This window comes from Flavobacterium sp. PLA-1-15, from assembly GCF_049060005.1.
Classification (GTDB): domain Bacteria; phylum Bacteroidota; class Bacteroidia; order Flavobacteriales; family Flavobacteriaceae; genus Flavobacterium.
In genome coordinates, this window is the sequence record NZ_JBMGQS010000001.1 from 83,185 (window position 1) to 105,385 (window position 22,201).

Annotated in this window: 23 protein-coding genes; 14 read left to right on the plus strand and 9 right to left on the minus strand. The window is 36.2% G+C overall.

All coding sequences use genetic code 11. The features are described from left to right. Window positions 1-33: 33 nt before the first annotated feature. The 4 genes from ACI6PS_RS00360 to ACI6PS_RS00375 all read right to left on the minus strand — a co-directional run bounded on the left by ACI6PS_RS00360 (window position 34) and on the right by ACI6PS_RS00375 (window position 2,621). Complete coding sequence (locus ACI6PS_RS00360; protein ID WP_421010552.1) at window positions 34-600, minus strand: PhnA domain-containing protein; 567 nt, start codon at window positions 598-600, stop codon at window positions 34-36. A 67-nt stretch (window positions 601-667) separates the two neighbouring features. Then, window positions 668-1,081: a hypothetical protein gene (locus tag ACI6PS_RS00365; RefSeq protein WP_421010553.1), complete on the minus strand. Its 414-nt coding sequence runs from the start codon at window positions 1,079-1,081 to the stop codon at window positions 668-670. 43 nt (window positions 1,082-1,124) lie between these two features. Then, window positions 1,125-1,583, minus strand: coding sequence for a pantetheine-phosphate adenylyltransferase (coaD, locus tag ACI6PS_RS00370; protein WP_421010554.1), 459 nt, complete (start codon window positions 1,581-1,583; stop codon window positions 1,125-1,127). 63 nt (window positions 1,584-1,646) lie between these two features. Continuing rightward, a complete protein-coding gene (locus tag ACI6PS_RS00375) occupies window positions 1,647-2,621 on the minus strand; it encodes a D-alanine--D-alanine ligase (protein ID WP_421010555.1) in 975 nt (324 codons plus the stop codon). Between the two features lie 202 nt (window positions 2,622-2,823). Here ACI6PS_RS00375 and ACI6PS_RS00380 point away from each other — a divergent pair, with 202 nt between their 5' ends. The 8 genes from ACI6PS_RS00380 to yidC all read left to right on the plus strand — a co-directional run bounded on the left by ACI6PS_RS00380 (window position 2,824) and on the right by yidC (window position 12,927). Next, window positions 2,824-3,441 carry a PASTA domain-containing protein gene (locus tag ACI6PS_RS00380; protein ID WP_421010556.1) on the plus strand — a complete coding sequence of 206 codons (618 nt, stop codon included), beginning with the start codon at window positions 2,824-2,826 and terminating at the stop codon, window positions 3,439-3,441. Further along, window positions 3,431-4,480: an RluA family pseudouridine synthase gene (locus ACI6PS_RS00385; protein ID WP_421010865.1), complete on the plus strand. Its 1,050-nt coding sequence runs from the start codon at window positions 3,431-3,433 to the stop codon at window positions 4,478-4,480. The genes ACI6PS_RS00380 and ACI6PS_RS00385 overlap by 11 nt, the downstream gene beginning before the upstream one ends. Before the next feature lie 101 nt (window positions 4,481-4,581). Next, the gene (guaA, locus tag ACI6PS_RS00390; RefSeq protein ID WP_421010557.1) at window positions 4,582-6,111 is read left to right on the plus strand and encodes a glutamine-hydrolyzing GMP synthase; all 1,530 of its coding nucleotides are present in this window, start codon (window positions 4,582-4,584) and stop codon (window positions 6,109-6,111) included. Between the two features lie 71 nt (window positions 6,112-6,182). Continuing rightward, a complete protein-coding gene (locus ACI6PS_RS00395) occupies window positions 6,183-8,141 on the plus strand; it encodes a LysM peptidoglycan-binding domain-containing protein (RefSeq protein ID WP_421010558.1) in 1,959 nt (652 codons plus the stop codon). Between the two features lie 10 nt (window positions 8,142-8,151). Next, complete coding sequence (locus ACI6PS_RS00400; protein WP_421010559.1) at window positions 8,152-8,553, plus strand: OsmC family protein; 402 nt, start codon at window positions 8,152-8,154, stop codon at window positions 8,551-8,553. 2 nt (window positions 8,554-8,555) lie between these two features. Beyond that, the gene (locus ACI6PS_RS00405; RefSeq protein ID WP_421010560.1) at window positions 8,556-8,789 is read left to right on the plus strand and encodes a DUF3820 family protein; all 234 of its coding nucleotides are present in this window, start codon (window positions 8,556-8,558) and stop codon (window positions 8,787-8,789) included. A gap of 178 nt (window positions 8,790-8,967) precedes the next feature. Then, complete coding sequence (locus tag ACI6PS_RS00410) at window positions 8,968-10,581, plus strand: CTP synthase (RefSeq protein WP_421010561.1); 1,614 nt, start codon at window positions 8,968-8,970, stop codon at window positions 10,579-10,581. 441 nt (window positions 10,582-11,022) lie between these two features. Then, the gene (gene yidC, locus ACI6PS_RS00415) at window positions 11,023-12,927 is read left to right on the plus strand and encodes a membrane protein insertase YidC (RefSeq protein WP_421010562.1); all 1,905 of its coding nucleotides are present in this window, start codon (window positions 11,023-11,025) and stop codon (window positions 12,925-12,927) included. A gap of 77 nt (window positions 12,928-13,004) precedes the next feature. Here yidC and ACI6PS_RS00420 read toward each other — a convergent pair whose 3' ends face one another. Next, window positions 13,005-13,991: a fasciclin domain-containing protein gene (locus ACI6PS_RS00420; protein WP_421010563.1), complete on the minus strand. Its 987-nt coding sequence runs from the start codon at window positions 13,989-13,991 to the stop codon at window positions 13,005-13,007. Window positions 13,992-14,381: 390 nt separating this feature from the next. Between ACI6PS_RS00420 and ACI6PS_RS00425 the strand changes: the two genes are divergently transcribed. From ACI6PS_RS00425 to ACI6PS_RS00435, 3 genes are all read left to right on the plus strand, one after another. Continuing rightward, entirely contained in the window at window positions 14,382-15,062 is a 681-nt protein-coding gene (locus tag ACI6PS_RS00425) for a toxin-antitoxin system YwqK family antitoxin (RefSeq protein ID WP_421010564.1), read from the plus strand. Between the two features lie 149 nt (window positions 15,063-15,211). Then, on the plus strand, window positions 15,212-16,399 hold the full coding sequence (mnmA, locus tag ACI6PS_RS00430) for a tRNA 2-thiouridine(34) synthase MnmA (RefSeq protein WP_421010565.1): 1,188 nt from the start codon (window positions 15,212-15,214) through the stop codon (window positions 16,397-16,399). A 43-nt stretch (window positions 16,400-16,442) separates the two neighbouring features. Further along, window positions 16,443-16,901: a hypothetical protein gene (locus tag ACI6PS_RS00435; protein ID WP_421010566.1), complete on the plus strand. Its 459-nt coding sequence runs from the start codon at window positions 16,443-16,445 to the stop codon at window positions 16,899-16,901. A 159-nt stretch (window positions 16,902-17,060) separates the two neighbouring features. Here the strand turns inward: ACI6PS_RS00435 and ACI6PS_RS00440 are convergent, their stop codons facing one another. Then, window positions 17,061-17,735, minus strand: a complete 675-nt coding sequence (locus tag ACI6PS_RS00440; protein ID WP_421010567.1) for a spermidine synthase — start codon at window positions 17,733-17,735, stop codon at window positions 17,061-17,063. A gap of 60 nt (window positions 17,736-17,795) precedes the next feature. Here ACI6PS_RS00440 and ACI6PS_RS00445 point away from each other — a divergent pair, with 60 nt between their 5' ends. After that, window positions 17,796-18,341: a 1-acyl-sn-glycerol-3-phosphate acyltransferase gene (locus ACI6PS_RS00445; protein WP_421010568.1), complete on the plus strand. Its 546-nt coding sequence runs from the start codon at window positions 17,796-17,798 to the stop codon at window positions 18,339-18,341. A gap of 130 nt (window positions 18,342-18,471) precedes the next feature. On the opposite strand, the gene ACI6PS_RS00450 is transcribed toward ACI6PS_RS00445, so the two are convergent. Then, the gene (locus tag ACI6PS_RS00450; RefSeq protein WP_421010569.1) at window positions 18,472-18,918 is read right to left on the minus strand and encodes a helix-turn-helix domain-containing protein; all 447 of its coding nucleotides are present in this window, start codon (window positions 18,916-18,918) and stop codon (window positions 18,472-18,474) included. A gap of 313 nt (window positions 18,919-19,231) precedes the next feature. On the opposite strand from ACI6PS_RS00450, the gene ACI6PS_RS00455 reads away from it, so the two are divergent. Together ACI6PS_RS00455 and ACI6PS_RS00460 are read left to right on the plus strand one after the other, a co-directional pair. Then, window positions 19,232-20,386: a M14 family metallopeptidase gene (locus ACI6PS_RS00455; protein WP_421010570.1), complete on the plus strand. Its 1,155-nt coding sequence runs from the start codon at window positions 19,232-19,234 to the stop codon at window positions 20,384-20,386. 90 nt (window positions 20,387-20,476) lie between these two features. Then, a complete protein-coding gene (locus tag ACI6PS_RS00460) occupies window positions 20,477-20,956 on the plus strand; it encodes an Lrp/AsnC family transcriptional regulator (RefSeq protein ID WP_026705124.1) in 480 nt (159 codons plus the stop codon). A 54-nt stretch (window positions 20,957-21,010) separates the two neighbouring features. Here the strand turns inward: ACI6PS_RS00460 and ACI6PS_RS00465 are convergent, their stop codons facing one another. Then, on the minus strand, window positions 21,011-21,394 hold the full coding sequence (locus ACI6PS_RS00465; protein WP_421010571.1) for a DUF3037 domain-containing protein: 384 nt from the start codon (window positions 21,392-21,394) through the stop codon (window positions 21,011-21,013). Beyond that, complete coding sequence (locus tag ACI6PS_RS00470; RefSeq protein ID WP_421010572.1) at window positions 21,372-22,166, minus strand: HipA family kinase; 795 nt, start codon at window positions 22,164-22,166, stop codon at window positions 21,372-21,374. Before ACI6PS_RS00470 ends, ACI6PS_RS00465 begins: the two co-directional genes overlap by 23 nt. Window positions 22,167-22,201 lie beyond the last annotated feature (35 nt).

Below are 22,201 nucleotides of genomic sequence, written 5' to 3' on the forward strand. Positions count from 1 at the left end.
TGCCTCTTTCTTCTTGCCTCTTTTATTTAAAAACTATATCTTCTTCACGTAGGCAGTGATGATTACAATTTGCTGGCCGTCTACTTTTCCTTCGATATAGGTTTCGTTTTCATGGTCCAGACGGATGTTTCTTACGGCAGTTCCTTGCTTGGCAACCATGCTGGAGCCTTTTACTTTTAAATCTTTGATTAGGACTACTGAGTCTCCGGTTTGTAGGATGACGCCGTTGCTGTCGCGGTGCACCAATTTATTTTCGTCGTCATCGCCTTCGCCTGTTGCTTGGGCCCACGCCAAATCGTCTTCGTCGAGGTACATCTGCTCCAACAATTCTTGGTTCTTCAAACGGCTTAGCATTCTCCAAGAAACGACTTGAACAGGAAGGTGTTCGCTCCACATGCTGTCGTTCAGACCTCTCCAAGAATTGGCATCCATTGTTTCTGGATTTTCAATCTGGTCGATCAGGGTTTGGGTTGCCAGAATACTCTCGTCGATGCCGCCTTTTCTTGTTGGAAGTACTTGGTATACTTTTAGGTTTTCTGTAGCTCCTGAAAGTTCACACTTTCCGCCACTTCTTTTGATTAATTCACGTTCTAGACTCATTTTTATCGTTTGTTATTTTGGCGAAAGTAGTGTTTAATGGTGCTTTTTACTAATGAAAATAAAGCATTTATTTAATTTTTATAAACTTTCCAGAATAGACAGGATATTTATCAAATTCTTCGCCTAAAATAAAATGATAATTATTGCTTTCTATTTTTATGATTCTGAAATAGATGGTGTTGTTTTCTAGGAGTTCTTTTTCTCTTTCGATAGGATTTAAAGGTTCAGTCAGACCTTTTACTTTAAATGAATTTTCATCGACCCAGTCAATCTGAAAATCATCAATTTTATCTTTCAATTTATGAATGAATTTTCGATCTTCTAATATAAATTCATAATCGTTTAGACCTTGTTCGCTATATTTTTTGTCTAATTGAACTAGGTAATGACCATTTGGAAGCACTTTTTCGTTACGATCCCTTTTGAAAGAACTCAAAACTATAAAAAATAGCACAGAGAATAATATTAATGATTTTTTCATTTTCTTTGATTTTATAGTATGGTAAACGTAAAAAGAACGGCTATTATTTTACTCGAACAGCGTCCGGAACCAATAATTCATATTCTCCACCATTTCTCAATACGTCGCGAACGATGCTTGAACTGATGTAAGAGGTGTTTGCAGCCGTTAAAAGGAAAACGGTTTCAATTTTTGAAAGTCGTCTATTGGTGTGGGCGATGCCCTTTTCGAATTCAAAATCGGCTGGGTTTCTTAGGCCGCGGAGGATGAATTTGGCCTTCATTTTTTTGCATAAATCAATCGTCAGGCCTTCATAGGTAACGACTGAAATGGAAGGTTCGTCGGCAAACGATTCTTCGATGAAGCGCTTTCTTTCTTCTAATGAAAACATGTATTTTTTTTCGGCATTCACCCCAATTGCCACTACAATCTTGTCGAAAAGCGGGATGCTTCTTTTAATGAGGTCGTAATGTCCTAATGTTATGGGGTCGAAGGAGCCTGGGAATATTGCTGTTTTTTCCATAAATATATTTGAACACAAATTCCACTAATTTTCACAAATTGAAGATGTGTTTTGTTTAACTGGTTATTTCTCTAAAGCCAAATCAATTGCATTTGTAAACAAATCCGTCAAGGAAATTCCTGCTGCCCTTGCTTGTTGCGGAATAAGGCTTTCGGTTGTCAGTCCCGGAATGGTGTTCATTTCGAGCATGTGTGGTTCGCCATCAACAATAATAAATTCGCTTCTGGAGAATCCTTTCATTTTTAGGACTTCGTAAGCACGTTTTGCTACGGCACTTACTTTTGCTGTCATCTCGTCGGAGATTCTCGCAGGTGTAATTTCTTGTGATTTGCCTTGGTATTTGGCTTCGTAATCGAAAAAGTCGTTTTCAGATACGATTTCGGTAATGGGTAAAACCGTAATTTTTTCTTTATAATTGATTACACCAACCGAAACTTCGGTACCGTCAAGGAAACTTTCGATGATGATTTCGTTGTCTTCTTTATAGGCGACTTCAATGGCTATTGGAAGCTCTTCGGCGGTCTTTACTTTTGAAATTCCGAAACTGGAACCTGACTTGTTTGGCTTTACGAAACAAGGCAAGCCAACCTTTGAAATAATTTCTTCGGTATTGATGTGTTCACCTTTATTAAGGTAATAAGAAATGGCTGTTTTGATGCCGTAAGGTTTTAAAACGGAAAGCAGATCACGCTTGTTGAATGTGAGTGCGGCTTGGTAATAATCACAGGAAGTTTGTGGGATTTGAAGCAATTCAAAATAGGCTTGCATCAGTCCGTCTTCGCCTGGAGTTCCGTGGATGGCATTGAAAACGCAATCGAAAGTGATTTTGTTGCCGTCAACGGTTACTGAGAAATCGTTTTTATCAATTGGAAATTCGGCATCATTATCGTCTACATAGACCCATTTTTCCTTGAAAATGTGGATTCTGTATCCTGTGAACTGATTTTTGTCGAGGAATTGATAGACTACGTTTCCGCTGATGAGTGAAATTTTGTATTCGCTCGAATAGCCGCCCATGATGATGGCAATGTTTTTCATTTGATGAAAGAATTTTAAATTGATGACAGATGCCTTAGCCCCGATAGTAGTGGAAATCCTTTTGTTTTTTTCTTTAAAAAACAAAAGATTGGAACGGATAGCGGGATTAGCTCCTGAAAATTATTATCAAACAAAATTATCATTTTTTTTGAAACGAATTGCCTTTAGTATTTTTATATCTTTGCTGGAAATCAAATTAAATATGAGTTTACGCAAGTTTCTTACGAGTAAGGTGTTTTTTACGCAGTTGGCGATTGCACTTGTTATTGTTGTGGCATTGGCTTTTGTGGTGTTGAAATGGTTGGATTTTTCGACCAATCACGGTGAGGAAATCACGGTTCCGGATTTGAGCAAATTGTCGATTGAAGCTGCGGAGGAGAAGCTGGATGAAGTTGATTTGGAGTATGTTTTATTGGATACTACTGATTTTCAAGCTGGTTATCCTAAATTTTCGGTTGTGAAGCAGGATCCTGTTGCTGGGGCGAAAGTGAAATCGGGAAGAAAGATTTATATTAAGATTAATTCTGATAAATACCAAGAGGTTACAATGCCTGATGTGATTGAGAAAACCTTGCGTCAGGTGGAACCGACTTTAGTTGCTTTGGGATTGGAAGTTGGAAAGAAAACCTACAAGCCTTATCTGGGAAAAGATATGGTTTTGGAAGTTTATTCTAACGGAAAGAAACTAAAAGCGGGTGATAAAATCCTGAAGGCTTCGAAAATTGATTTGGTTTTGGGAGATGGAAAAGTGGGTTATGAAGAAGAAATAGACACTGTTAGAGTGCTCGAAAATGAAACACCAGTAGATGATGAATTCTGAGAATACGGTTGATATAGAATTAGAAGACGATTTATTTGAACATTTCAGGTTTGATGTTCCGAAAGGACAGTTGTTGCTGCGAATAGACAAATATTTGATGCACATGTTGCCTAATGCAACTAGAAATAAAATCCAAAATGCTGCTACAAATGGGAATATTTATGTGAACGATGTTCCGGTGAAATCCAACTATAAGGTGAAACCTTTGGATGTTGTGAGGATTTTGTTGTCGCATCCGCCATTTGAAAACCGCGTTGATCCTGAGGATATTCCGCTTGATATTGTATATGAAGATGATGCCTTGTTACTGATCAATAAAGGGCCAGGAATGGTTGTGCATCCGGGACACGGAAACTATACAGGAACCTTGGTGAACGCCTTGGCGCATCATTTTGAGAATTTGCCAATGAACAGCAGTGAGCGTCCGGGGTTGGTTCATAGAATTGATAAGGATACTTCGGGACTTTTAGTGATTGCCAAAACGGAAGCAGCGATGACGCATTTGGCAAAGCAATTTGAAGCGAAAACAACTGAAAGGGAATATATTGCCTTGGTTTGGGGAAATGTAAAGGAAGATGCGGGAACAATTGAAGGAAATATTGCCCGACACGTAAAAGACAGAATGCAAATGGCTGTTTTTGCCGATCCAGAAATAGGGAAGCCGGCTGTTACGCATTATAAGGTTTTGGAACGTTTTGGTTATGTTACCTTGATTTCGTGTCAATTGGAAACGGGTAGAACGCACCAGATCCGTGTTCACATGAAACACATTGGTCATACTTTATTTAACGATGAACGTTATGGAGGTCATTTGATTTTGAAAGGAACTACTTTTACGAAATACAAACAGTTTATTGATAATTGCTTCAAGGCTTTGCCAAGACAAGCACTTCACGCAAAAACACTAGGATTTATGCATCCTACAACGGGTGAAATGATGCGTTTTGATACAGAATTGCCTCAGGATATGCAGGATTGCATTGAAAAATGGAGGAATTATTCGAAATCGCATTCGGCTGAAGAGGATGAAGATAATTAGAAAACACGAAACGCCTTGATTGCAAAATCAAGGCGTTTTTTTATTGCAAAAAAACCTAAAAAACCAATTTCAAAATCCAATTATAAAAGTTATTTTTGCACATGCAACACAACGTACTTATTTTAGATTTCGGGTCGCAATACACACAACTAATTGCGAGAAGGGTCAGAGAGTTAAATATTTTCTGCGAAATTTTTCCCTATAATCATTTCCCGAGTGATTTATCAAGTTATAAAGCCGTGATCCTTTCCGGAAGTCCATTTTCTGTTCGCGCAGAGGATGCACCACATCCAGATTTATCCCAGATTCGCGGTAAATTGCCACTTCTTGCCGTATGTTACGGAGCGCAATACCTTTCGCATTTCAGCGGAGGCGAGGTTGCTCCTTCCAATATCCGCGAATATGGAAGAGCAAATCTGTCGTTCATCAAGGAAAATGAAGCTTTTTTTGAAGGCGTTTCAGAAAATTCCCAAGTGTGGATGAGCCATAGCGATACCATTAAAAAACTACCAACGAACGGTATCAAATTGGCGAGTACGCACGATGTAGAAAATGCAGCCTATAAAATTGAAGGTGAAACGACTTATGCTATCCAGTTTCACCCAGAAGTATACCATTCTACCGATGGAAAGCAAATGCTGGAAAACTTCCTAGTGAAAATAGCAGAAGTGCCTCAAAACTTCACGCCAAATGCTTTTGTAGAAGAAATGGTGGCTGAATTGAAAGAGAAAATTCAAAACGATAAAGTTGTTCTAGGACTTTCTGGTGGAGTAGATTCTACCGTAGCAGCTGTTTTATTGCACCAAGCAATCGGAGCTAATTTGCATTGTATCTTTGTAAACAACGGACTTTTACGCAAAAACGAATTCGAAAATGTATTGGAACAATACAAAGGAATGGGACTGAATGTAAAAGGTGTGGATGCTTCGGCACGCTTCTTGGATGAACTCGCCGGAATTAGTGATCCAGAAACCAAAAGAAAAACCATTGGTCGTGTATTTATCGAAGTTTTTGATGATGAATCGAAAATCAGCGAAGACGTAAAATGGCTGGCTCAAGGGACAATCTATCCGGACGTGATCGAGTCGGTTTCGGTAAAAGGACCATCGGCTACCATCAAATCGCATCACAACGTAGGGGGTTTGCCTGATTTTATGAAATTAAAAGTAGTTGAACCGCTTCGAATGCTGTTCAAGGACGAAGTGAGAAGAGTAGGTGCAACATTAGGAATAGATCCGACGTTATTAGGAAGGCATCCTTTTCCAGGACCTGGATTGTCGATTAGGATTTTAGGAGATATCACCCCAGAAAAAGTACGTATCTTACAAGACGTTGATGCTGTCTTTATCGACGGACTGAAATCTTGGGGATTGTACGACAAGGTTTGGCAAGCTGGAGCAATTCTTTTGCCTGTGAACAGCGTTGGAGTTATGGGTGATGAAAGGACTTATGAGAAAGTCGTGGCTCTGAGAGCGGTAGAATCTACCGACGGAATGACTGCTGACTGGGTTCATTTGCCTTATGATTTCTTGATGAAAGTATCAAACGACATCATCAACAAAGTGAAGGGTGTGAATAGAGTGGTTTATGACATCAGCTCGAAACCACCTGCAACCATTGAATGGGAATAAATAATTTTTACATTTTAGCATTCTGATTCGGATGAATTAGGATGCTAAAATTCTTTTAAACAAACATTTTTATGAAGAAGCGCCTTTTAGTATTTGCCTCATTCCTTTTGCTTTCAGCAACTGCTTTTGCACAGGAAAATTTTATTAAACACAAAGTAGAAAAGGGGGAAACGGTAACTAAGATTGCCCAAAAATACAAAGTAACACCAGCCAATATCTATAATCTTAATCCAGATTCGCAAAACGGATTGAAACCGGATATGGTGTTGCTGATTCCAAAAGGAAACGGCGCGATCATCATAGAAAAAACAGATGCTACTTCTAAAACGCATACAGTTGCTGCAAAGGAAACTTTATTTGGTTTGGCAAAGTTGTATAATGTTTCGGTTGAAGACATCGAAAAAGCAAACCCAGACTTGAAAAAAGAAGGGTTGAAAGTGGGTGCTACAATCAATATTCCTTCGAAAACCGTTGTAGTAAATACCGAAACCAAAGCCGATAAAAAAGAAGACAAAAAGAAAGATAAGACTGTTGAGAAAGAAATTTTCCATCAAGTGGAAGCCAAAGAAACAAAGTATTCTATCGCAAAGCAATACGGCATTTCTGTTGAAGATTTAGAACAAAGTAATCCAGATATTAAAGATGGACTTCAGATAGGTTTCCGTTTAAAAATTCCAGCAAGCACTTCAAAATCTACTCCTAAGCAAGAAGATAAGGTTGTTGAAACAGAAAAGAAAGTTGAAGAGATTATTAAAACTGAAAAAGTAGGTTATACCGTTCAGCCGAAAGAAACTTTGTTTGGATTGTCAAGGAAATTAGGTATTTCGCAAGAAAATCTGATCAAATTGAATCCAGAGTTGAAAGATGGCGTGAAAGAAGGAATGATTTTAAGCCTTCCGGAAAATGCCAGAATGACTCAAAAAGATGAAAGTGGTTATGCCGATTTGACTAAATCAATTCATCTTGAAAAAAGGAAACAATTGACTTTGTTGTTACCTTTCAATATTTCAAAAATTCAAAGCGACACGGTAAATTCAACTTCCGCAAGACTTAAAAAGGATAAGTTTTTGAATATGACCTTGGATTTTTATTCAGGTGCTTTGATGGCGATTGATTCTGCCAAAACCTTGAATTTGAATGTAGATGTAAAGATTTTTGATTCACAAGAAACGAAGAATTCTTCCAGTGTCGCAACCATCATTCAGCAAAATAATCTGCAACAAACGGATTTGGTTATAGGGCCATTCTACCAAATAAATGTAGAAAAAACAGCTGGAATCTTAAACAAAAATAATGTCTTGGTAATGTCTCCATTGTCTAAAGAAACAGGTGTTCTGTATGATAATTTGATACAATCAATGCCTTCTTCGGAATACATGCGTGATGCGATGTTTGAATATATGAATTCAAAATCGGCGAATATTATTGGGATTGTTGATCCTAAAAAAATCTCAACCAGAAAATACATTGCCGAGAATCATAGTAATGTAAAAATGGTTTCTTTTGGAGATAAAGGAACAGTTTCACTCGAAAGCCTAAAATCGTTATTGACCAAGGATCAAAAGAATTATGTGGTTTTAGAAACGTCCAATACCTATATGATTAAAATCATCATGAATACGCTCGTAGCTTCTTTGGCGGAGTACCAGATTCAATTGGTAATCTTGGAACCAAACGAAAAATTAGATTCAGATGAAATCGTTACGGCTAATTTGGCGAAATTAAATCTGCTTTATCCGTCTCTTGCAAGGGAGAATGATACTCATGAAGCGCAAATTTTCGAAAAAAAGTATAAAGAGGCAAACAAGGTTTTCCCAAATCAATATGCGACACGTGGTTTTGATATCACTTTTGATGCCCTGCTTCGTCTTTCTCAGGAAAAATCATTTGCAGAAACTTTAGAAACCAATATCACGCAACAAGTAGAGAATAAATTCGACTACGAAAAGAAAAACGGAAAAGCTTACATCAACGACGGATTCTATATCCTTTATTTTGATAATGATTTATCAGTAAAAGTAGCCAACTAAAAATACAATTATGACATCAAAAGTAACTTACTTAGGAGAATTGAGAACTTCATCTGTGCATTTGCAATCGGGAACGGAAATCCTTTCGGATGCTCCAACTGACAATCATGGAAGAGGTGAGGCATTTTCTCCAACTGATTTATTAGCCAATGCATTAGGAAGCTGTATGGTTTCCATAATGGCTATAAAATCAAAGGATTTGAATGTGGATTTGGAAGGTTCTACAGTTGAAGTAACCAAGATTATGCAAGCCGAACCAAGAAAGATTGCAAAGATTATTATTGTCATGAATATGTCGGTTGCTGTAGACGAAAAAACCAAAACAATCTTAGAAAGGTCGGCGATGCATTGTCCTGTTCTGCTAAGCTTAAATCCTGATATAGAAAAGGATGTTACCTTTAACTGGAAGTAATCTTGGACGATCAGAAAAAGCAACTCGTCAAACTCGCCCATACTAAAATGCCCTTCGGAAAATACGAAGGCTGGCACCTAATTGATATTCCGGAATACTACATCGTATGGTACAGCAACAAAGGTTTTCCAAAAGGAGAACTTGGTCAGCAATTGCAACTCGTTTATGAGCTAAAACTCAACGGACTCGAAGAACTTATTCGAAACATCAAAAAGCAGTATCCAAAACCGCTATAATTTGAGGATTTGAATATGTGATAATTTGAATATTTGATAATGCGATTGTGATGGTTGATTTTCCAAGCTACGGAATTACCAAATCATCAAATTTTCAAATTGCCAAATCAACATAATCGAATTAATTTCACTACTTTTGCCACGTTTTTTACACAACACAACTACAAACAACAACACAATGAATCAAACGAAATATATTTTTGTTACAGGCGGTGTGACATCTTCCTTGGGAAAGGGGATCATCGCAGCTTCTCTAGCAAAATTATTGCAAGCCAGAGGTTACAGGACCACCATTCAAAAGTTCGATCCTTACATCAACGTCGATCCGGGGACATTAAATCCCTACGAACACGGTGAATGTTTCGTAACTGATGACGGAGCTGAAACCGATTTGGACTTAGGGCACTACGAAAGATTTCTTAATGTTCCGACATCGCAGGCCAACAACGTAACCACAGGAAGAGTATATCTTTCCGTGATCGAAAAAGAAAGAAGAGGAGAATTTCTTGGTAAAACCGTACAAGTCGTACCGCATATTACCAACGAAATCAAGGACAGGATGCAATTGTTGGGAAACACGGGTGAGTTTGATATAGTAATTACTGAAATTGGTGGAACCGTAGGAGACATCGAGTCATTGCCTTATATCGAATCTGTTCGCCAATTGGTTTGGGAATTGGGAGAAAACAACGGAATTGTAATCCATTTGACTTTGGTACCATTTTTGGCCGCCGCGGGAGAATTGAAAACAAAACCAACCCAGCATTCCGTTAAAACATTAATGGAAAGCGGAATAAAAGCAGACATTTTGGTCTGTAGAACCGAGCACGAACTTTCAGACGAATTGCGTCAGAAATTAGCCTTGTTTTGCAACGTAAAACGCGAAGCTGTGATACAATCCATCGATGCTTCAACGATTTACGAAGTGCCAAATTTGATGCTTGAAGAAGGATTGGACGTTGTAGCCTTAAAGAAACTCGATTTGCCTAAAAAAGCAACTCCAGATTTAAAAAACTGGAACGTGTTCTTGCACAGATTGAAAAACCCAAAACACATCGTAAACATCGGTCTGATTGGGAAATATGTAGAATTGCAGGATTCATACAAGTCGATTTTAGAAGCATTCATTCACGCTGGTGCCGCAAACGAAACAAAAGTAAACGTAGTCTCAGTGCATTCAGAATACATCGATGCTTCAAATGTGGCAGAGAAATTCGAAGGTCTGGATGGAATCCTGGTTGCTCCAGGTTTTGGCGAAAGAGGAATCGAAGGAAAAATCGAAGCTGTTCGTTATGCGCGTGAAAACAACATTCCGTTTTTCGGAATCTGTCTTGGGATGCAAATGGCCGTAATTGAGTATTCAAGAAACGTCCTCGGACTTTCAGATGCCAATTCAACTGAAATGAATATGGGAACTTCGCATCCAGTTATTGACCTGATGGAGGAGCAGAAAACCATCACCGACAAAGGCGGAACAATGCGTCTGGGCGCTTGGAAATGCGACATCAAGGAAAATACCTTGGCCCAAAAAATATACAATGATGTAACAATTCTCGAAAGACACCGTCATAGATACGAGTTCAACGGCGAATATTTGGAGAAATTGGAAAAAGCCGGCTTGAAAGCCTCGGGAGTAAATCCTGACACCGGATTGGTAGAAATCGTCGAAATAGAGAAGCATCCGTTTTTCATAGGCGTTCAATACCACCCGGAATACAAGAGCACCGTTGCCAAACCGCACCCACTTTTCGTGAGTTTCGTAGAAGCAACCGTAAAAGCAAAGCAAAAATAGTATTCGCACTATTATAAATTGCCTTGGGTTTTAACCCAAGGAGATAATAAAAGTAGTAGGAAATTTAGGAGCGAAACAGCAGGCATTTTGGGAAACCATATTCCTGCCTTCCTTCCAAATCTTTTTATTTTTTAAAGAAAAAAATAAAAAGGATTTTCCCTCCAGTCAGGGCTAGATAAAAATCCATTCTCGTTTTCAGAATGGTTTCCAATCAGAAAAAATCAAGTTCTCATTTCTTAATGGAACTTAATTTCTTAATGGTTCAAAAACATTAAAAGGTTTATTCTTAACTTCTTAATGTTTTTAAAAATAAAGAATCAAGTTCTCATTTATAATGAAACTTCATTCTTAAATGATTCAAAAACAAAACGTTCAGCGTTTTCAAGATAAAAGTTTCCCATCAAAAACGGGAAACTTCATATAAGTGAAACAAAAATAAAAATGGAAGAAAAAAAGTTTGACATCAAATCGATCATCGGATTTGTATTGATTTTCGGAATTATGGTTTGGATAATGTACCAAAACCAGCCTTCAGAAAAAGAACTTGCTGAGAAAAAAGCAAAACAAGAACAAGTAGAAAAAGAAGCAAAGAACCAAGAAGCAGTTGCAAAAGCAGTTGCTACAACGGTAACAGATTCAACCGTTGCCGATACTGCCCAACTTGAAAAACTAAAAGGAACTTTAGGGAACTTTGCCTATTCTGCAACTCTTCCATCAGCAAAAAATGAATTCACAACCATTGAAAACGATTTTCTTTCCTTGAAAATCGCCAACAAAGGTGGATATATCGTTGATGCAACCGTAAAAAACTTTGAGCAATTCGAAAAAGGTTCTGGTAGTCTGGTAAAAATCATCAAGGACAACAATGCGAGCTTGAACTTAAAATTGCAAACTCAGGATAACCGTTCCTTGGATACCAAGAACTTGTTTTTCGAACCAACTTTAACCAACGAAGGTGAGAATCAAGTCTTGACCATGCGTTTGAAATCAAGTGCATCTGCTTTCCTTGAATACCGTTACGTTTTGAAACCAAACGAATATATGCTTGATTTCTCTATCCGTACACAAGGAATGAATTCGGTTTTGAATACTTCTAAGCCATTGGATTTGGAATGGAATTTAAAAACATACAGAAACGAGAAAAGTGTGACGTATGAAAACCGTTATGCCGAAATCGTATTTGAATATGAAAACGGAAAAGACGATTACACAGGACAAAGCGGATTATCTGAAGAAAATCCTTCGGATGTAACGTATGTTGCCTTCAAACAGCACTTCTTTACCTCTATACTGTTGACAGATACACCATTTGCATCAGCAAAATTGACATCTGAAAATCTGGTGAAAGACGAAAAAATCGACACTGTTTTTACTAAGCAATTCAAGGCAGTTTTGCCATTGGCTTTCAAAGGCGGTGAGGTAAACTATAACATGAACTGGTATTATGGTCCAGCGGATTACAGCATTTTAAATGAATATAAAAGAAATCTGGATGAAGTAATTCCGCTTGGATGGGGAATCTTTGGATGGATCAACCGTTATGTGTTTATTCCTACGTATGATTTCTTGAGTTCATTCATTGGTTCTTTCGGTATCGTGATTATTGTGTTTACGATTCTGGTAAGATTGGTGATGTCGCCGGTAACGTATAAATCGTACTTATCTCAGGCGAAAATGAAAGTTCTGCGTCCTGAAATCAATGAATTGGGGGAGAAGTTCAAAAACGATCCAATGAAGAAGCAACAGGAAACAATGAAGTTGTACAACAAGGCAGGAGTAAATCCTATGGCAGGTTGTTTGCCGGCTTTGATGCAGATTCCAGTTTTCTACGCATTGTTCCAATTCTTCCCATCTGCAATCGATTTGAGACAAAAAAGTTTCCTTTGGGCAGACGACTTGTCTTCTTTTGACTCAGTTTTGAACCTGCCATTTTATATTCCGTTTTATGGAAACCACGTGAGTTTGTTCCCGATTTTAGCATCTATTGCTATCTTCTTCTACATGAAAATGACAACGGGCGATCAGCAAATGTCGGCTCCACAGCAGGAAGGAATGCCGGATATGGGGAAAATCATGAAAGTGATGATTTACATCTCACCATTAATGATGTTGTTTTTCTTTAATAACTACGCTTCTGGATTGAGTTTGTACTACTTTATTTCAAACACAATTACCATCGGAATTATGCTTGTCATTAAAAATTACATCGTAGATGAGAAGAAAATCCATGCTCAAATTCAAGAGAACAAAGCCAAGCCAAAGACGGAAAGCAAGTTCCAAAGAAAAATGAGAGAAATGATGGAACAAGCCGAAGCTCAAAAAGCATTACAAAACAAGAAAAAATAATAGTAATTCTATTAAATAGCAAAAGCATCCGCCGAAAACGGATGCTTTTTTAATTAAACCGAACAAAAAAACTAATCTTATAAATTAGGCAATATAACCTTGTCTAAAGCGTGGATCACACCGTTAGATGCTTGCACATCTGTAGCAATAATCAAACTCACTCTGTTATTTGCATCTCTAATTTGTGGTCCAGAAGAAGGTAATTCAACCGTAAACGTGCCTCCTTGGAACGTGGTTACCGATTGATTATTTGTTAATGAACTTGACAAAATGTTGGCTCCAGCCACAACGTGGTATTTCAATGTGTTTTCTAATACCGCTTGTGGAACATTTGCTAGAGAAGATAATTCCAATTCAGCCAATAAATCAACAAATGCTTCATCTGTTGGTGCAAAAACTGTAAAAGGAGAACTAGCTGTTCCCGACAAAATTCCAGCAAAATCTGGCTGATCGTTACGTGTCAACGCCTGAACTAATATTTCAAAACTGGGATTTGCTATTGCGTGGTTCACAATTGTAGGTAAACCAATTACGCCATTAACGACGTGAATAACTCCATTACTAGCTTCAATATCTGCAGTAGTCACCGTAGCTCCGCCATTTGTTGTTCCTCCGTTAAGAACAACTCCATTTGTAGTATTAACAAACATACTTAAATTGTTTGAAGTCGATGCGCTTCCTTTTCCTAGAGTTGTAACATATCCAGTCGACAAATCAGTGGATAGATTTTCTCCTGATACGACATGGTTTAACAAAACTTGTTTCAAAACATCGGCTGGTACAGCATCAAGGCTAGCGAAACCGTTTGCCGAAAGAAAAGCTGTAAAAGCTGAGTTGGTAGGTGCGAAAACAGTAAAAGGACCGTCTCCATCTAATGTAGTGACCAAATTTGCTTTGGTCAATGCCTGAACTAAAATACTAAAATCAGGATTTGAAACAGTGATATCTACAATGGATTGTTGAGGAACTACCACTGTACCATCGTCGTCATTACTACACGAGGTTAAAAAAAATGCCGTCAACACAAATAATGCTAGGCTTCTAAATCTGAATAACTTTTTCATATTGTGTAAATTTTGAGGTTTATCAAATTTAGATATTAATTATTTTGTTTAATTATTATTATAAAAAGTTAAACAAAAAAATATTAATTGTTTAGTGTAATGTAAAGCATGTATTTATTACATATCTTAACTCCAATAATTTAAGCTGTTGGTAATTGTTTCAATAACAATATATTGTTTTAGTTCTTGAATTATTAATTTTTATTAAACAGATGTTAATTTGATTTTCTAAGAAATTATTGCCAAAAAAAATGCATTCCCAAATACCATTTTAATTGAATTTTCGTTAACAGTTTATAACATTGGAATTCTAATTTATACCATAAATTTGCAGAAATTAAATTAAACATGAGAAGTAGTCAAATAGCGTTTTTATTTTTTTGTTTTATAATGAATTTTAATATTTATTCCCAAACCGAATCCAACAAGCTAGATGCTAATGGAAAAAAACACGGTTTGTGGAAAGGAATCCACGATGAATCAAAAAGGCCTAGATACGAAGGCACTTTTGAACACGGAGTAGAAGTGGGCACTTTTAAGTATTTTGACGATACAAAAGCTGGAAGCCTAATTGCGACACGCGAATTCAGTGAAAACGGAAAAGTAGCCTATACAACTGTTTTCGACACAAAAAAGAACATCGTAAGCGAAGGAAAAACAGTAAATCGACTCAATGAAGGCATCTGGAAATACTACCACAAGGAATCCAAACAATTGATGACGGAAGAACATTACGTAAAAGGTCAGCTAAATGGTGTTCGAAAAGTTTATTTCATTGAAGGCGATATTGCAGAAGAAGCAACGTATGTGAATGGAAAAAAAGAAGGTCCGTATAAAGTTTATGTAAAAGGCGGTGTTGTGATAGAAGAGGCGAATTTCAAAAATAACAAGTACGATGGTCCTGCTATTTTTAGAGAACCAAATGGAGCTATAGCTTCAAAAGGGAACTTCAAGAACGGAGAAAAGAAAGGAAAATGGCAATTTTTCGTAGGTGGAAAATTAAAGAAAGAAGAAACCTTTCCTAAAAAAGTAAAATTCGAAAAGAAAGAAGATGTTCCAAAGAAACAATAGTTTTTACTTTTAGAATAGAAGAGGCCTGACAGATTTTAAAACTATCAGGTCTTCTTTTTTAAGGGCTATACCGTCATAAATAATTACAATCGTCTTAACTTTCAAAACAAATATTTAGTCTTACTTTTGCACTCTAAAACTATTTTAAGATGAAACGTGTCGTAGTTGGACTTTCCGGAGGTGTAGATTCGAGTGTTGCAGCCTATCTGTTGCAACAGCAGGGATATGAAGTGATTGGTCTGTTTATGAAGAACTGGCACGATGATTCGGTTACCATTTCCAACGAATGTCCTTGGCTGGAAGACAGCAACGATGCACTTTTAGTAGCTGAAAAGCTTGGAATTCCTTTCCAGACAGTTGATTTAAGCGAACAATACAAGGAGAAAATCGTGGACTATATGTTCAACGAATATGAAAAAGGACGAACGCCAAATCCGGATGTTTTGTGCAACCGCGAAATCAAGTTCGATGTTTTCATGAAAATTGCCTTGGACCTTGGAGCCGATTTTGTTGCAACCGGACATTATTGCCGTAAAGGTGAAATTGAAGTTGATGGAAAGTCGGTTTATCAATTGCTTTCTGGAGCAGATAATAATAAGGACCAATCGTATTTTCTGTGTCAATTATCGCAAGAGCAATTATCAAAAGCATTATTCCCTATCGGAGAATTGACCAAGCCTGAAGTGCGAAAGATTGCTTCTGAAATGGAATTGATTACAGCCGAAAAAAGAGATTCTCAAGGTTTGTGCTTTATCGGAAAAGTACGTTTGCCGGAATTTCTGCAACAGAAATTACAGCCCAAAGAAGGCTTGATTGTTCAGATTGATAAAAATAATCCAATTTATAGTCAAGAAGTACCTGAAACTGATTCAGAGGAAGCTTATTTAGAATTTAAAGCACAAAGTTTACCGTATGCTCCAGAAATGGGAAAGGTTGTTGGAAAACACCAAGGAGCACATTATTTTACAAACGGACAGCGAAAAGGCTTGAATGTTGGTGGAACAACTGAGCCACTTTTTGTAATTGCAACGGATGTAAATACCAATACAATTTACACTGGTTTGGGAAGCGAGCATCCAGGATTATTCAAAAAAGCATTGTTTGTTGAAAAATCAGAAGTGCACTGGATCCGTCAAGATTTGGCTTTGAAAGTAGGTGAGAAGATGGAAGTAATGGCTAGGATCCGTTACCGCCAGACTTTGCAGAAAGCAACCTTGCATCAATTCGAAAAAGGAATGTATGTTTCGTTCGAAGAACCACAATCGGCCATTACAGAAGGACAATTTGTTTCTTGGCACATTGGAGATGAATTGATTGGTTCGGGAGTTATTTCGTGAAACAATTTACATTAGTGGTAGTTTTATTCCAAAAACATATAAAATGGAAGAATCAATCAAATCCTTAAAGAACTATATTGAAGCGAATCTTAAAAATGAGGATGATGGAAGTTGGGAATATGTTCACCGACCTATAATAAGAGATATAATTAGTAATTTAAACCAAACTGATAGCGAATTATTATCCGTAGACATTTTGAATTGGGATGAAGAAACTCAATTTTTTTTAGTCGATGAAATTACAGATAGTAAGAATGAATATCTTGATAAAAGCTTTTTGTATTGTTCAATTTTATTGAAAACAAATAATCATGAAAATGGAGAATATTTACTTGAGAATTTTTTGTCTATGTTTAACGCATTAGATTCGAGTAAATGTTCAATAGATTTTTTGGAAAAATTAAGAGCAAAAGTCATTGAGTTTTCAAAAGCAGAAATTAATGAAAGTCATATTTTTCACAAACAATATATAGAAAAATTAAAAAACGTTTTTCGAGAATAAAACTGTCATCAATCTTATGCTGAAATAGTTGGTAATGATTTCTTAGTTGAAAAAAAAAACTAAATATAAAAATTTTCGTACATTGATAAAAACTAATGTAGGTTTGCTCCACAGACGAGAAGTAGCAGAAAACAATAGAAAATCCGAATTGGCTAAATGCTAATTCGGATTTTTTGTTTTTTCTATAATGATCAATTCGTTATGTTGCTCTACTCTAGGAATTTTTCGAACTCCAAATCCTTTTTCAGTAAAAGTCGAAACGTATTGCTCATTACGAATGTTATCATTTTCTTTCAAACACATTGTATTGAATAGGATGAATGCATTTTCCTTTAAAAGAAATCCAATCCTGTTGATGAAAAATTCTTCGAACAAGAAATTTGGCATCGTTGTATCTTGAAAAATGTCAATGACAATCAAATCGTATTTTTCTTTAGTCTTCAATACAAATTCAAAAGCATCATCAATCACAATTTCCAGATTCGGAACCTGATTCAATTGAAAATACTCATTTGCAAGCGCTATAATCGAAGAATCGATTTCCACACCTGTAATCTTGCCTTCAAACTTGATTTCGTTTGCCAGCGTTTTAATTACACTTCCTCCTGCAACACCAAGGACAAGTATGTGCTCCATTTCGATTATTTTGTCATAACCGATGCTTTTTAAGCCTTTTCTTAAAATACGCTGTAAACTGCCGTAAGAATAATTCGTGTTGGCAGAATCCAAAACCAACTCGCCATTTGCCCAAGTAACTTCAAGAGATTTACTCAAAGTTGAACTCTTTTTTAAAATATTTACAGGAAGGATATAACTGAAGATTCTTTTGAGCATTCAATAGTTTTTTACCAAAAATAAATGAATAATATTATTTTTACGAAAATTTTCTATGAAATGAAGCGGATTATTTATGAATGGATATTTTTCATGCTAATGGGTTGGAAAATCGTTGGCAATATGAATCCAAACATCAAGAAAAGTATAATGATTGTGGTGCCTCACACAAGTTGGCATGATTTCTATATCGGATTGTTTGCAAGAGGAATTATTGGTTTGGAAATGAATTATGTAGCCAAAAAGGAGCTTTTCATGTTTCCTTTCGGAGCATATTTTCGCTGGATGGGTGGAGCGCCTTTAGACAGGACAGGAGGAAAGAATATTGTAGACAGTATTGCTTCGATTTTCAAAAACCGTGATGTTTTCCGTTTAGCGATTGCTCCCGAAGGAACTCGTAAGAAAGTGACCGAGTGGAAAACGGGATTCTATTACATCGCTTTAAAGGCCGAAGTGCCCATTATCCCGATTGCTTTTGATTATTCTAAAAAGCAAGTGGTTTTAAACGAACCTTTTTATCCAACTGGAAATATTGAGGCTGATTTTGAGATTCTGAAAAGTTTCTACAAAAACGTAGTCGGCAAGATACCCGAAAATAGTTTTTAAGCAAAACCAAAAGAAAAAATTTATCGTATGTAATGGTAATGCTGGGATAGATTGCTAAAGATAAATTTTGTGTTTTGTTTTATTTGGTTTTGAAAGCCTCAATTCAATTTTGGATTGGGGCTTTCTTATTTTAAGGATTGAAATCTTTAAAGCTTCCGTCCTTGTAAAAAAATACAATCTTAAAAATGTCAGAATCCTTTTTTAAATTTTGAAATTCTGAAACTTTGCTTTTCAAATTTTCGACTTCAATTTTCTTCTCGATGTTTTTTTCTTCTGATGAATTTGAACTCAAAATAGGAGTGTGGTCGTCTTCGTTTTTGGTCTCTAGTGTTGCTTCATAATCAACTTCGCCTTTCAATAAATTTCCTTTTCCATTCAAAATCCAATACAGATTTACATCGGGAAAAATGTCTAAAATCTTCATCACAAAATCCAAACTAGGTTTGTTTCTTCCCGAAAGTAAATGTGAAATACTGGAGCGTTGAACTCCAATTTTATCCGCAAAAGAGGAGGCATTCATGCCTAAATGTTCCATTAAAATTTCGAGTCTTTTGATGAAATCGTCTGTGTTTACCATTGTAACTTGTGTATTTTTCCGAAGTTGTTACAAATGTAAATAAAAACTAATTGAATGACTATTTTACAAATGTAAATAATTAAAAAACAAATAAATATGATTACATTTTTAATTTATATAAAATAATATAAAATACTGAATATCAATTTAATTAATCGTAATTATTAATTCAATTATATTTTTAATAAAGACTTGTGTTCTGCGTCATAAATGTTTAATAATTAGTGTTTACAATATTAAATTTTGAATAAAATCAATACGGTTACAGTTGTAAATACAAAGATGTTTACTTTTGTAAAACGAAAAAAGACCTATGAATTACGAAAAAATATTTAGCCAGAACAAGGAAGAAAAAATCAAAGGGCGTTATATTACCTTGGATGACATTGAACCGATTTTGATGAAATTAAATTCAAATAACCAGCTTCAGGTTATTGGAAAATCAGTTCAAGAAAATCCAATTTATTCCTATCAAATCGGAACTGGGAAAACCAAGATTTTGCTTTGGTCGCAGATGCATGGAAATGAAAGTACGACGACAAAAGCATTGATTGATTTTTTGAATTTTCTAAACAACAAATCAGAACTTGCAAATCAATTATTGGAATCCTTTGCCTTCTATTCAATTCCGATGTTGAATCCGGATGGTGCAAAATTATACACAAGGGAAAATGCAAATAAGGTAGATTTGAATCGAGATTCACAAAACCTGACCCAACCCGAAAGTAGAATTCTTAGGAAGATATATGAAGAATTCAAACCAGATTATTGCTTCAACCTCCACGATCAACGAACCATTTTTGGAGTTGGCGATACAGGAAAACCTGCAACGGTTTCATTTCTATCTCCTTCTTATAATGAAGAACGGGAGCTAAACGCGAACAGAATAAAGGCAATAAACGTTATTGCTGGAATGAATGACGTGCTTCAAAAATATATTCCCGGCCAAGTAGGTAGGTTTGATGATGGCTTCAACATCAATTGTATCGGAGATACTTTTCAAAGCATGGGAACTCCAACGATTCTATTTGAGGCAGGCCATTTTCAAGACGATTATGAGAGAGAAGTAACCCGTAAATTTATATTTTTCGCATTATTATCAGGATTTATTGCGATTTACGAAAACGTTATAGTTGAAGAGAGAATTGATGATTATATGCATATTTCTCAAAATAATCCTAATTTTTTTGATTTTGTTTACAGAAATATCAAAATAAATTATGATGGTTCAGAAATAATCACGAATTTTGCTGCTCAATACAAGGAAGAATTAATAAATAATAAAATCTTTTTTAACGCTTTTATTGTTAAAATTGGTGATTTGGAGGATAATTTCGGACATTACGAATTTGATGCAAAGGAGAAAATGTATACAGATTCAGATAATAATATTCCGAATTTGAATCAAAAAGCAGATTTTTATTTAGAAAAAGATATCGAAGTTGTTAATGGTTTGGTAAAATTATAGTCGATTTCTGTTTTTTTTGAAAAAAAATTAATCTCTTTGGACTTGAATTTTAATTTGAAAGTAAAGCAAACAAAATAAAAACAAAGTACTATGAGCAAGTTTCGTTTAGATGAGGTAGACCATCAAATTTTGGATATGTTGATTGACAACACAAGGGTTCCATTTACAGATATTGCAAAAAAATTGCTGATTTCTGCAGGAACAGTTCACGTTAGAGTGAAGAAAATGGAGGATGCAGGAATCATTATGGGTTCTTCATTGACTCTTGACTATGAAAAATTGGGCTATTCTTTCATTGCTTATGTTGGTGTTTTCCTTAATAACACTTCTCAAACTAAATTTGTATTGGAGCGTATCAATGATATTCCTTTCGTAACTGTTGCCCACGTTACTACTGGAAAATTCAATATTTTCTGTAAAATAAGAGCAAAAGATACTAAGCATGCAAAAGATGTAATCTTTATGATTGATGATATCGAAGGTGTTTACAGAACTGAAACTATGATTTCTCTTGAAGAAAGTATCAACGATAAAAAACGTTTGATGCATACGATCTTCAAAAATATGTAATAGCATTTCAAAATAATAAAACCCTCAAGCTTGACAGTTTGAGGGTTTTTTATTTTACATGACCAATTCTTCGAACAGCCTATTTATGGTATCTTCCAGATTTGCTGTCAATCCAGGATGTGGCCTTGAGGTTTGTATAACCGAACTTCTTATAGCCGTTAGCCATCTAAAGCGTTCGGGAACTTCCATAGCGGCAATTGGTCCGCCATCTTTTGCGCCCTCGGCAATTTTCTGGAAAGAGCGTAAATTCAGCTCCAGCTGTACTATATCAATTTGAGAACAAAAACATTGTATCTTCTCAATGTTCAAATGGTACAATACTTTTATAAACCGTGATCTTTTGCAAAACAAAATGATGCCTACATTCACGAATTCTTCGCGTTCAACCCTTGGCACAACGCGAATTACGGCATATTCATATAGATTTCTGTCTTGCATTTTGAGCTTCTTTTATAAAAATTTCAGAATTTGCCAATCGCGTAAGTAAAAAATCAGCATATACTTTTTTGATGGTTTGCGGGCTTTCTTCGGCATCTTCCCAATCTAGCCAAACTTCAGGAATCAAATCGACGATTTCCTTGATTTTTTCTTCGGTCAAAATAGCTTTGAATGCTTTATCAGTTTCTTCCAATAAAGATGCCTTCGGTAACAACACGTGGTCTTTTATCAAAGCAAAAGGACTTTTGGCATGGCTTTCCCAATTGGCCCAAGAATGGTGAAAATAGAACGAAGCACCGTGATCGATCAACCATAGTTCCTTGTGCCAGATCATCATATTGGTATTACGAAAAGTACGATCGACATTGGTGATAAAGGAATCCAGCCACACTATCTGCGAAGCCAATTCAGCTTCAACATTTGTTACAACAGGATCAAAATTGATTGCTCCGGATAAGAAGTGTAAAGCTAAATTCAGACCTTGGCTTCCTTGCAATAAATCCTGAATTTCCTCATCGGCTTCGGTTCTACCAAAATCTTCAGAAAGGTTTGCAAAAACCAATTCGGGAATTCTTAAGCCTAGTGTTCGAGCGATTTCGCCACCGAGCAATTCGGCTATCAAGGCTTTTACGCCGTGACCGGCACCTTTGAATTTTAGGACATATTTAAAATCATCGTCTGCTTCGGCAAGGGCAGGCAAGGAGCCTCCTTCTCGCAAAGGAGCGATGTATCGGGTTACGTTTATCGTTCGTAATTGGGGTTTGGCTGTCATAAGCAATTTTAATGTATGTAAAAATACATAAAATA

Excerpts from the sequence above, each read along its gene's own strand:
- ACI6PS_RS00440 (WP_421010567.1), bottom strand. The coding sequence starts at position 17,735 with ATGCTCAAAAGAATCTTCAGTTATATCCTTCCTGTAAATATTTTAAAA.
- ACI6PS_RS00395 (WP_421010558.1), top strand. The coding sequence starts at position 6,183 with ATGAAGAAGCGCCTTTTAGTATTTGCCTCATTCCTTTTGCTTTCAGCA.
- ACI6PS_RS00465 (WP_421010571.1), bottom strand. The coding sequence starts at position 21,394 with ATGCAAGACAGAAATCTATATGAATATGCCGTAATTCGCGTTGTGCCA.
- ACI6PS_RS00385 (WP_421010865.1), top strand. The coding sequence starts at position 3,431 with ATGAATTCTGAGAATACGGTTGATATAGAATTAGAAGACGATTTATTT.
- ACI6PS_RS00460 (WP_026705124.1), top strand. The coding sequence starts at position 20,477 with ATGAGCAAGTTTCGTTTAGATGAGGTAGACCATCAAATTTTGGATATG.
- ACI6PS_RS00375 (WP_421010555.1), bottom strand. The coding sequence starts at position 2,621 with ATGAAAAACATTGCCATCATCATGGGCGGCTATTCGAGCGAATACAAA.
- ACI6PS_RS00410 (WP_421010561.1), top strand. The coding sequence starts at position 8,968 with ATGAATCAAACGAAATATATTTTTGTTACAGGCGGTGTGACATCTTCC.
- ACI6PS_RS00450 (WP_421010569.1), bottom strand. The coding sequence starts at position 18,918 with ATGGTAAACACAGACGATTTCATCAAAAGACTCGAAATTTTAATGGAA.
- ACI6PS_RS00470 (WP_421010572.1), bottom strand. The coding sequence starts at position 22,166 with ATGACAGCCAAACCCCAATTACGAACGATAAACGTAACCCGATACATC.
- yidC (WP_421010562.1), top strand. The coding sequence starts at position 11,023 with ATGGAAGAAAAAAAGTTTGACATCAAATCGATCATCGGATTTGTATTG.
- ACI6PS_RS00365 (WP_421010553.1), bottom strand. The coding sequence starts at position 1,081 with ATGAAAAAATCATTAATATTATTCTCTGTGCTATTTTTTATAGTTTTG.
- ACI6PS_RS00380 (WP_421010556.1), top strand. The coding sequence starts at position 2,824 with ATGAGTTTACGCAAGTTTCTTACGAGTAAGGTGTTTTTTACGCAGTTG.
- guaA (WP_421010557.1), top strand. The coding sequence starts at position 4,582 with ATGCAACACAACGTACTTATTTTAGATTTCGGGTCGCAATACACACAA.
- ACI6PS_RS00400 (WP_421010559.1), top strand. The coding sequence starts at position 8,152 with ATGACATCAAAAGTAACTTACTTAGGAGAATTGAGAACTTCATCTGTG.
- ACI6PS_RS00425 (WP_421010564.1), top strand. The coding sequence starts at position 14,382 with ATGAATTTTAATATTTATTCCCAAACCGAATCCAACAAGCTAGATGCT.
- coaD (WP_421010554.1), bottom strand. The coding sequence starts at position 1,583 with ATGGAAAAAACAGCAATATTCCCAGGCTCCTTCGACCCCATAACATTA.
- ACI6PS_RS00445 (WP_421010568.1), top strand. The coding sequence starts at position 17,796 with ATGAAGCGGATTATTTATGAATGGATATTTTTCATGCTAATGGGTTGG.
- ACI6PS_RS00435 (WP_421010566.1), top strand. The coding sequence starts at position 16,443 with ATGGAAGAATCAATCAAATCCTTAAAGAACTATATTGAAGCGAATCTT.
- mnmA (WP_421010565.1), top strand. The coding sequence starts at position 15,212 with ATGAAACGTGTCGTAGTTGGACTTTCCGGAGGTGTAGATTCGAGTGTT.
- ACI6PS_RS00455 (WP_421010570.1), top strand. The coding sequence starts at position 19,232 with ATGAATTACGAAAAAATATTTAGCCAGAACAAGGAAGAAAAAATCAAA.
- ACI6PS_RS00360 (WP_421010552.1), bottom strand. The coding sequence starts at position 600 with ATGAGTCTAGAACGTGAATTAATCAAAAGAAGTGGCGGAAAGTGTGAA.
- ACI6PS_RS00420 (WP_421010563.1), bottom strand. The coding sequence starts at position 13,991 with ATGAAAAAGTTATTCAGATTTAGAAGCCTAGCATTATTTGTGTTGACG.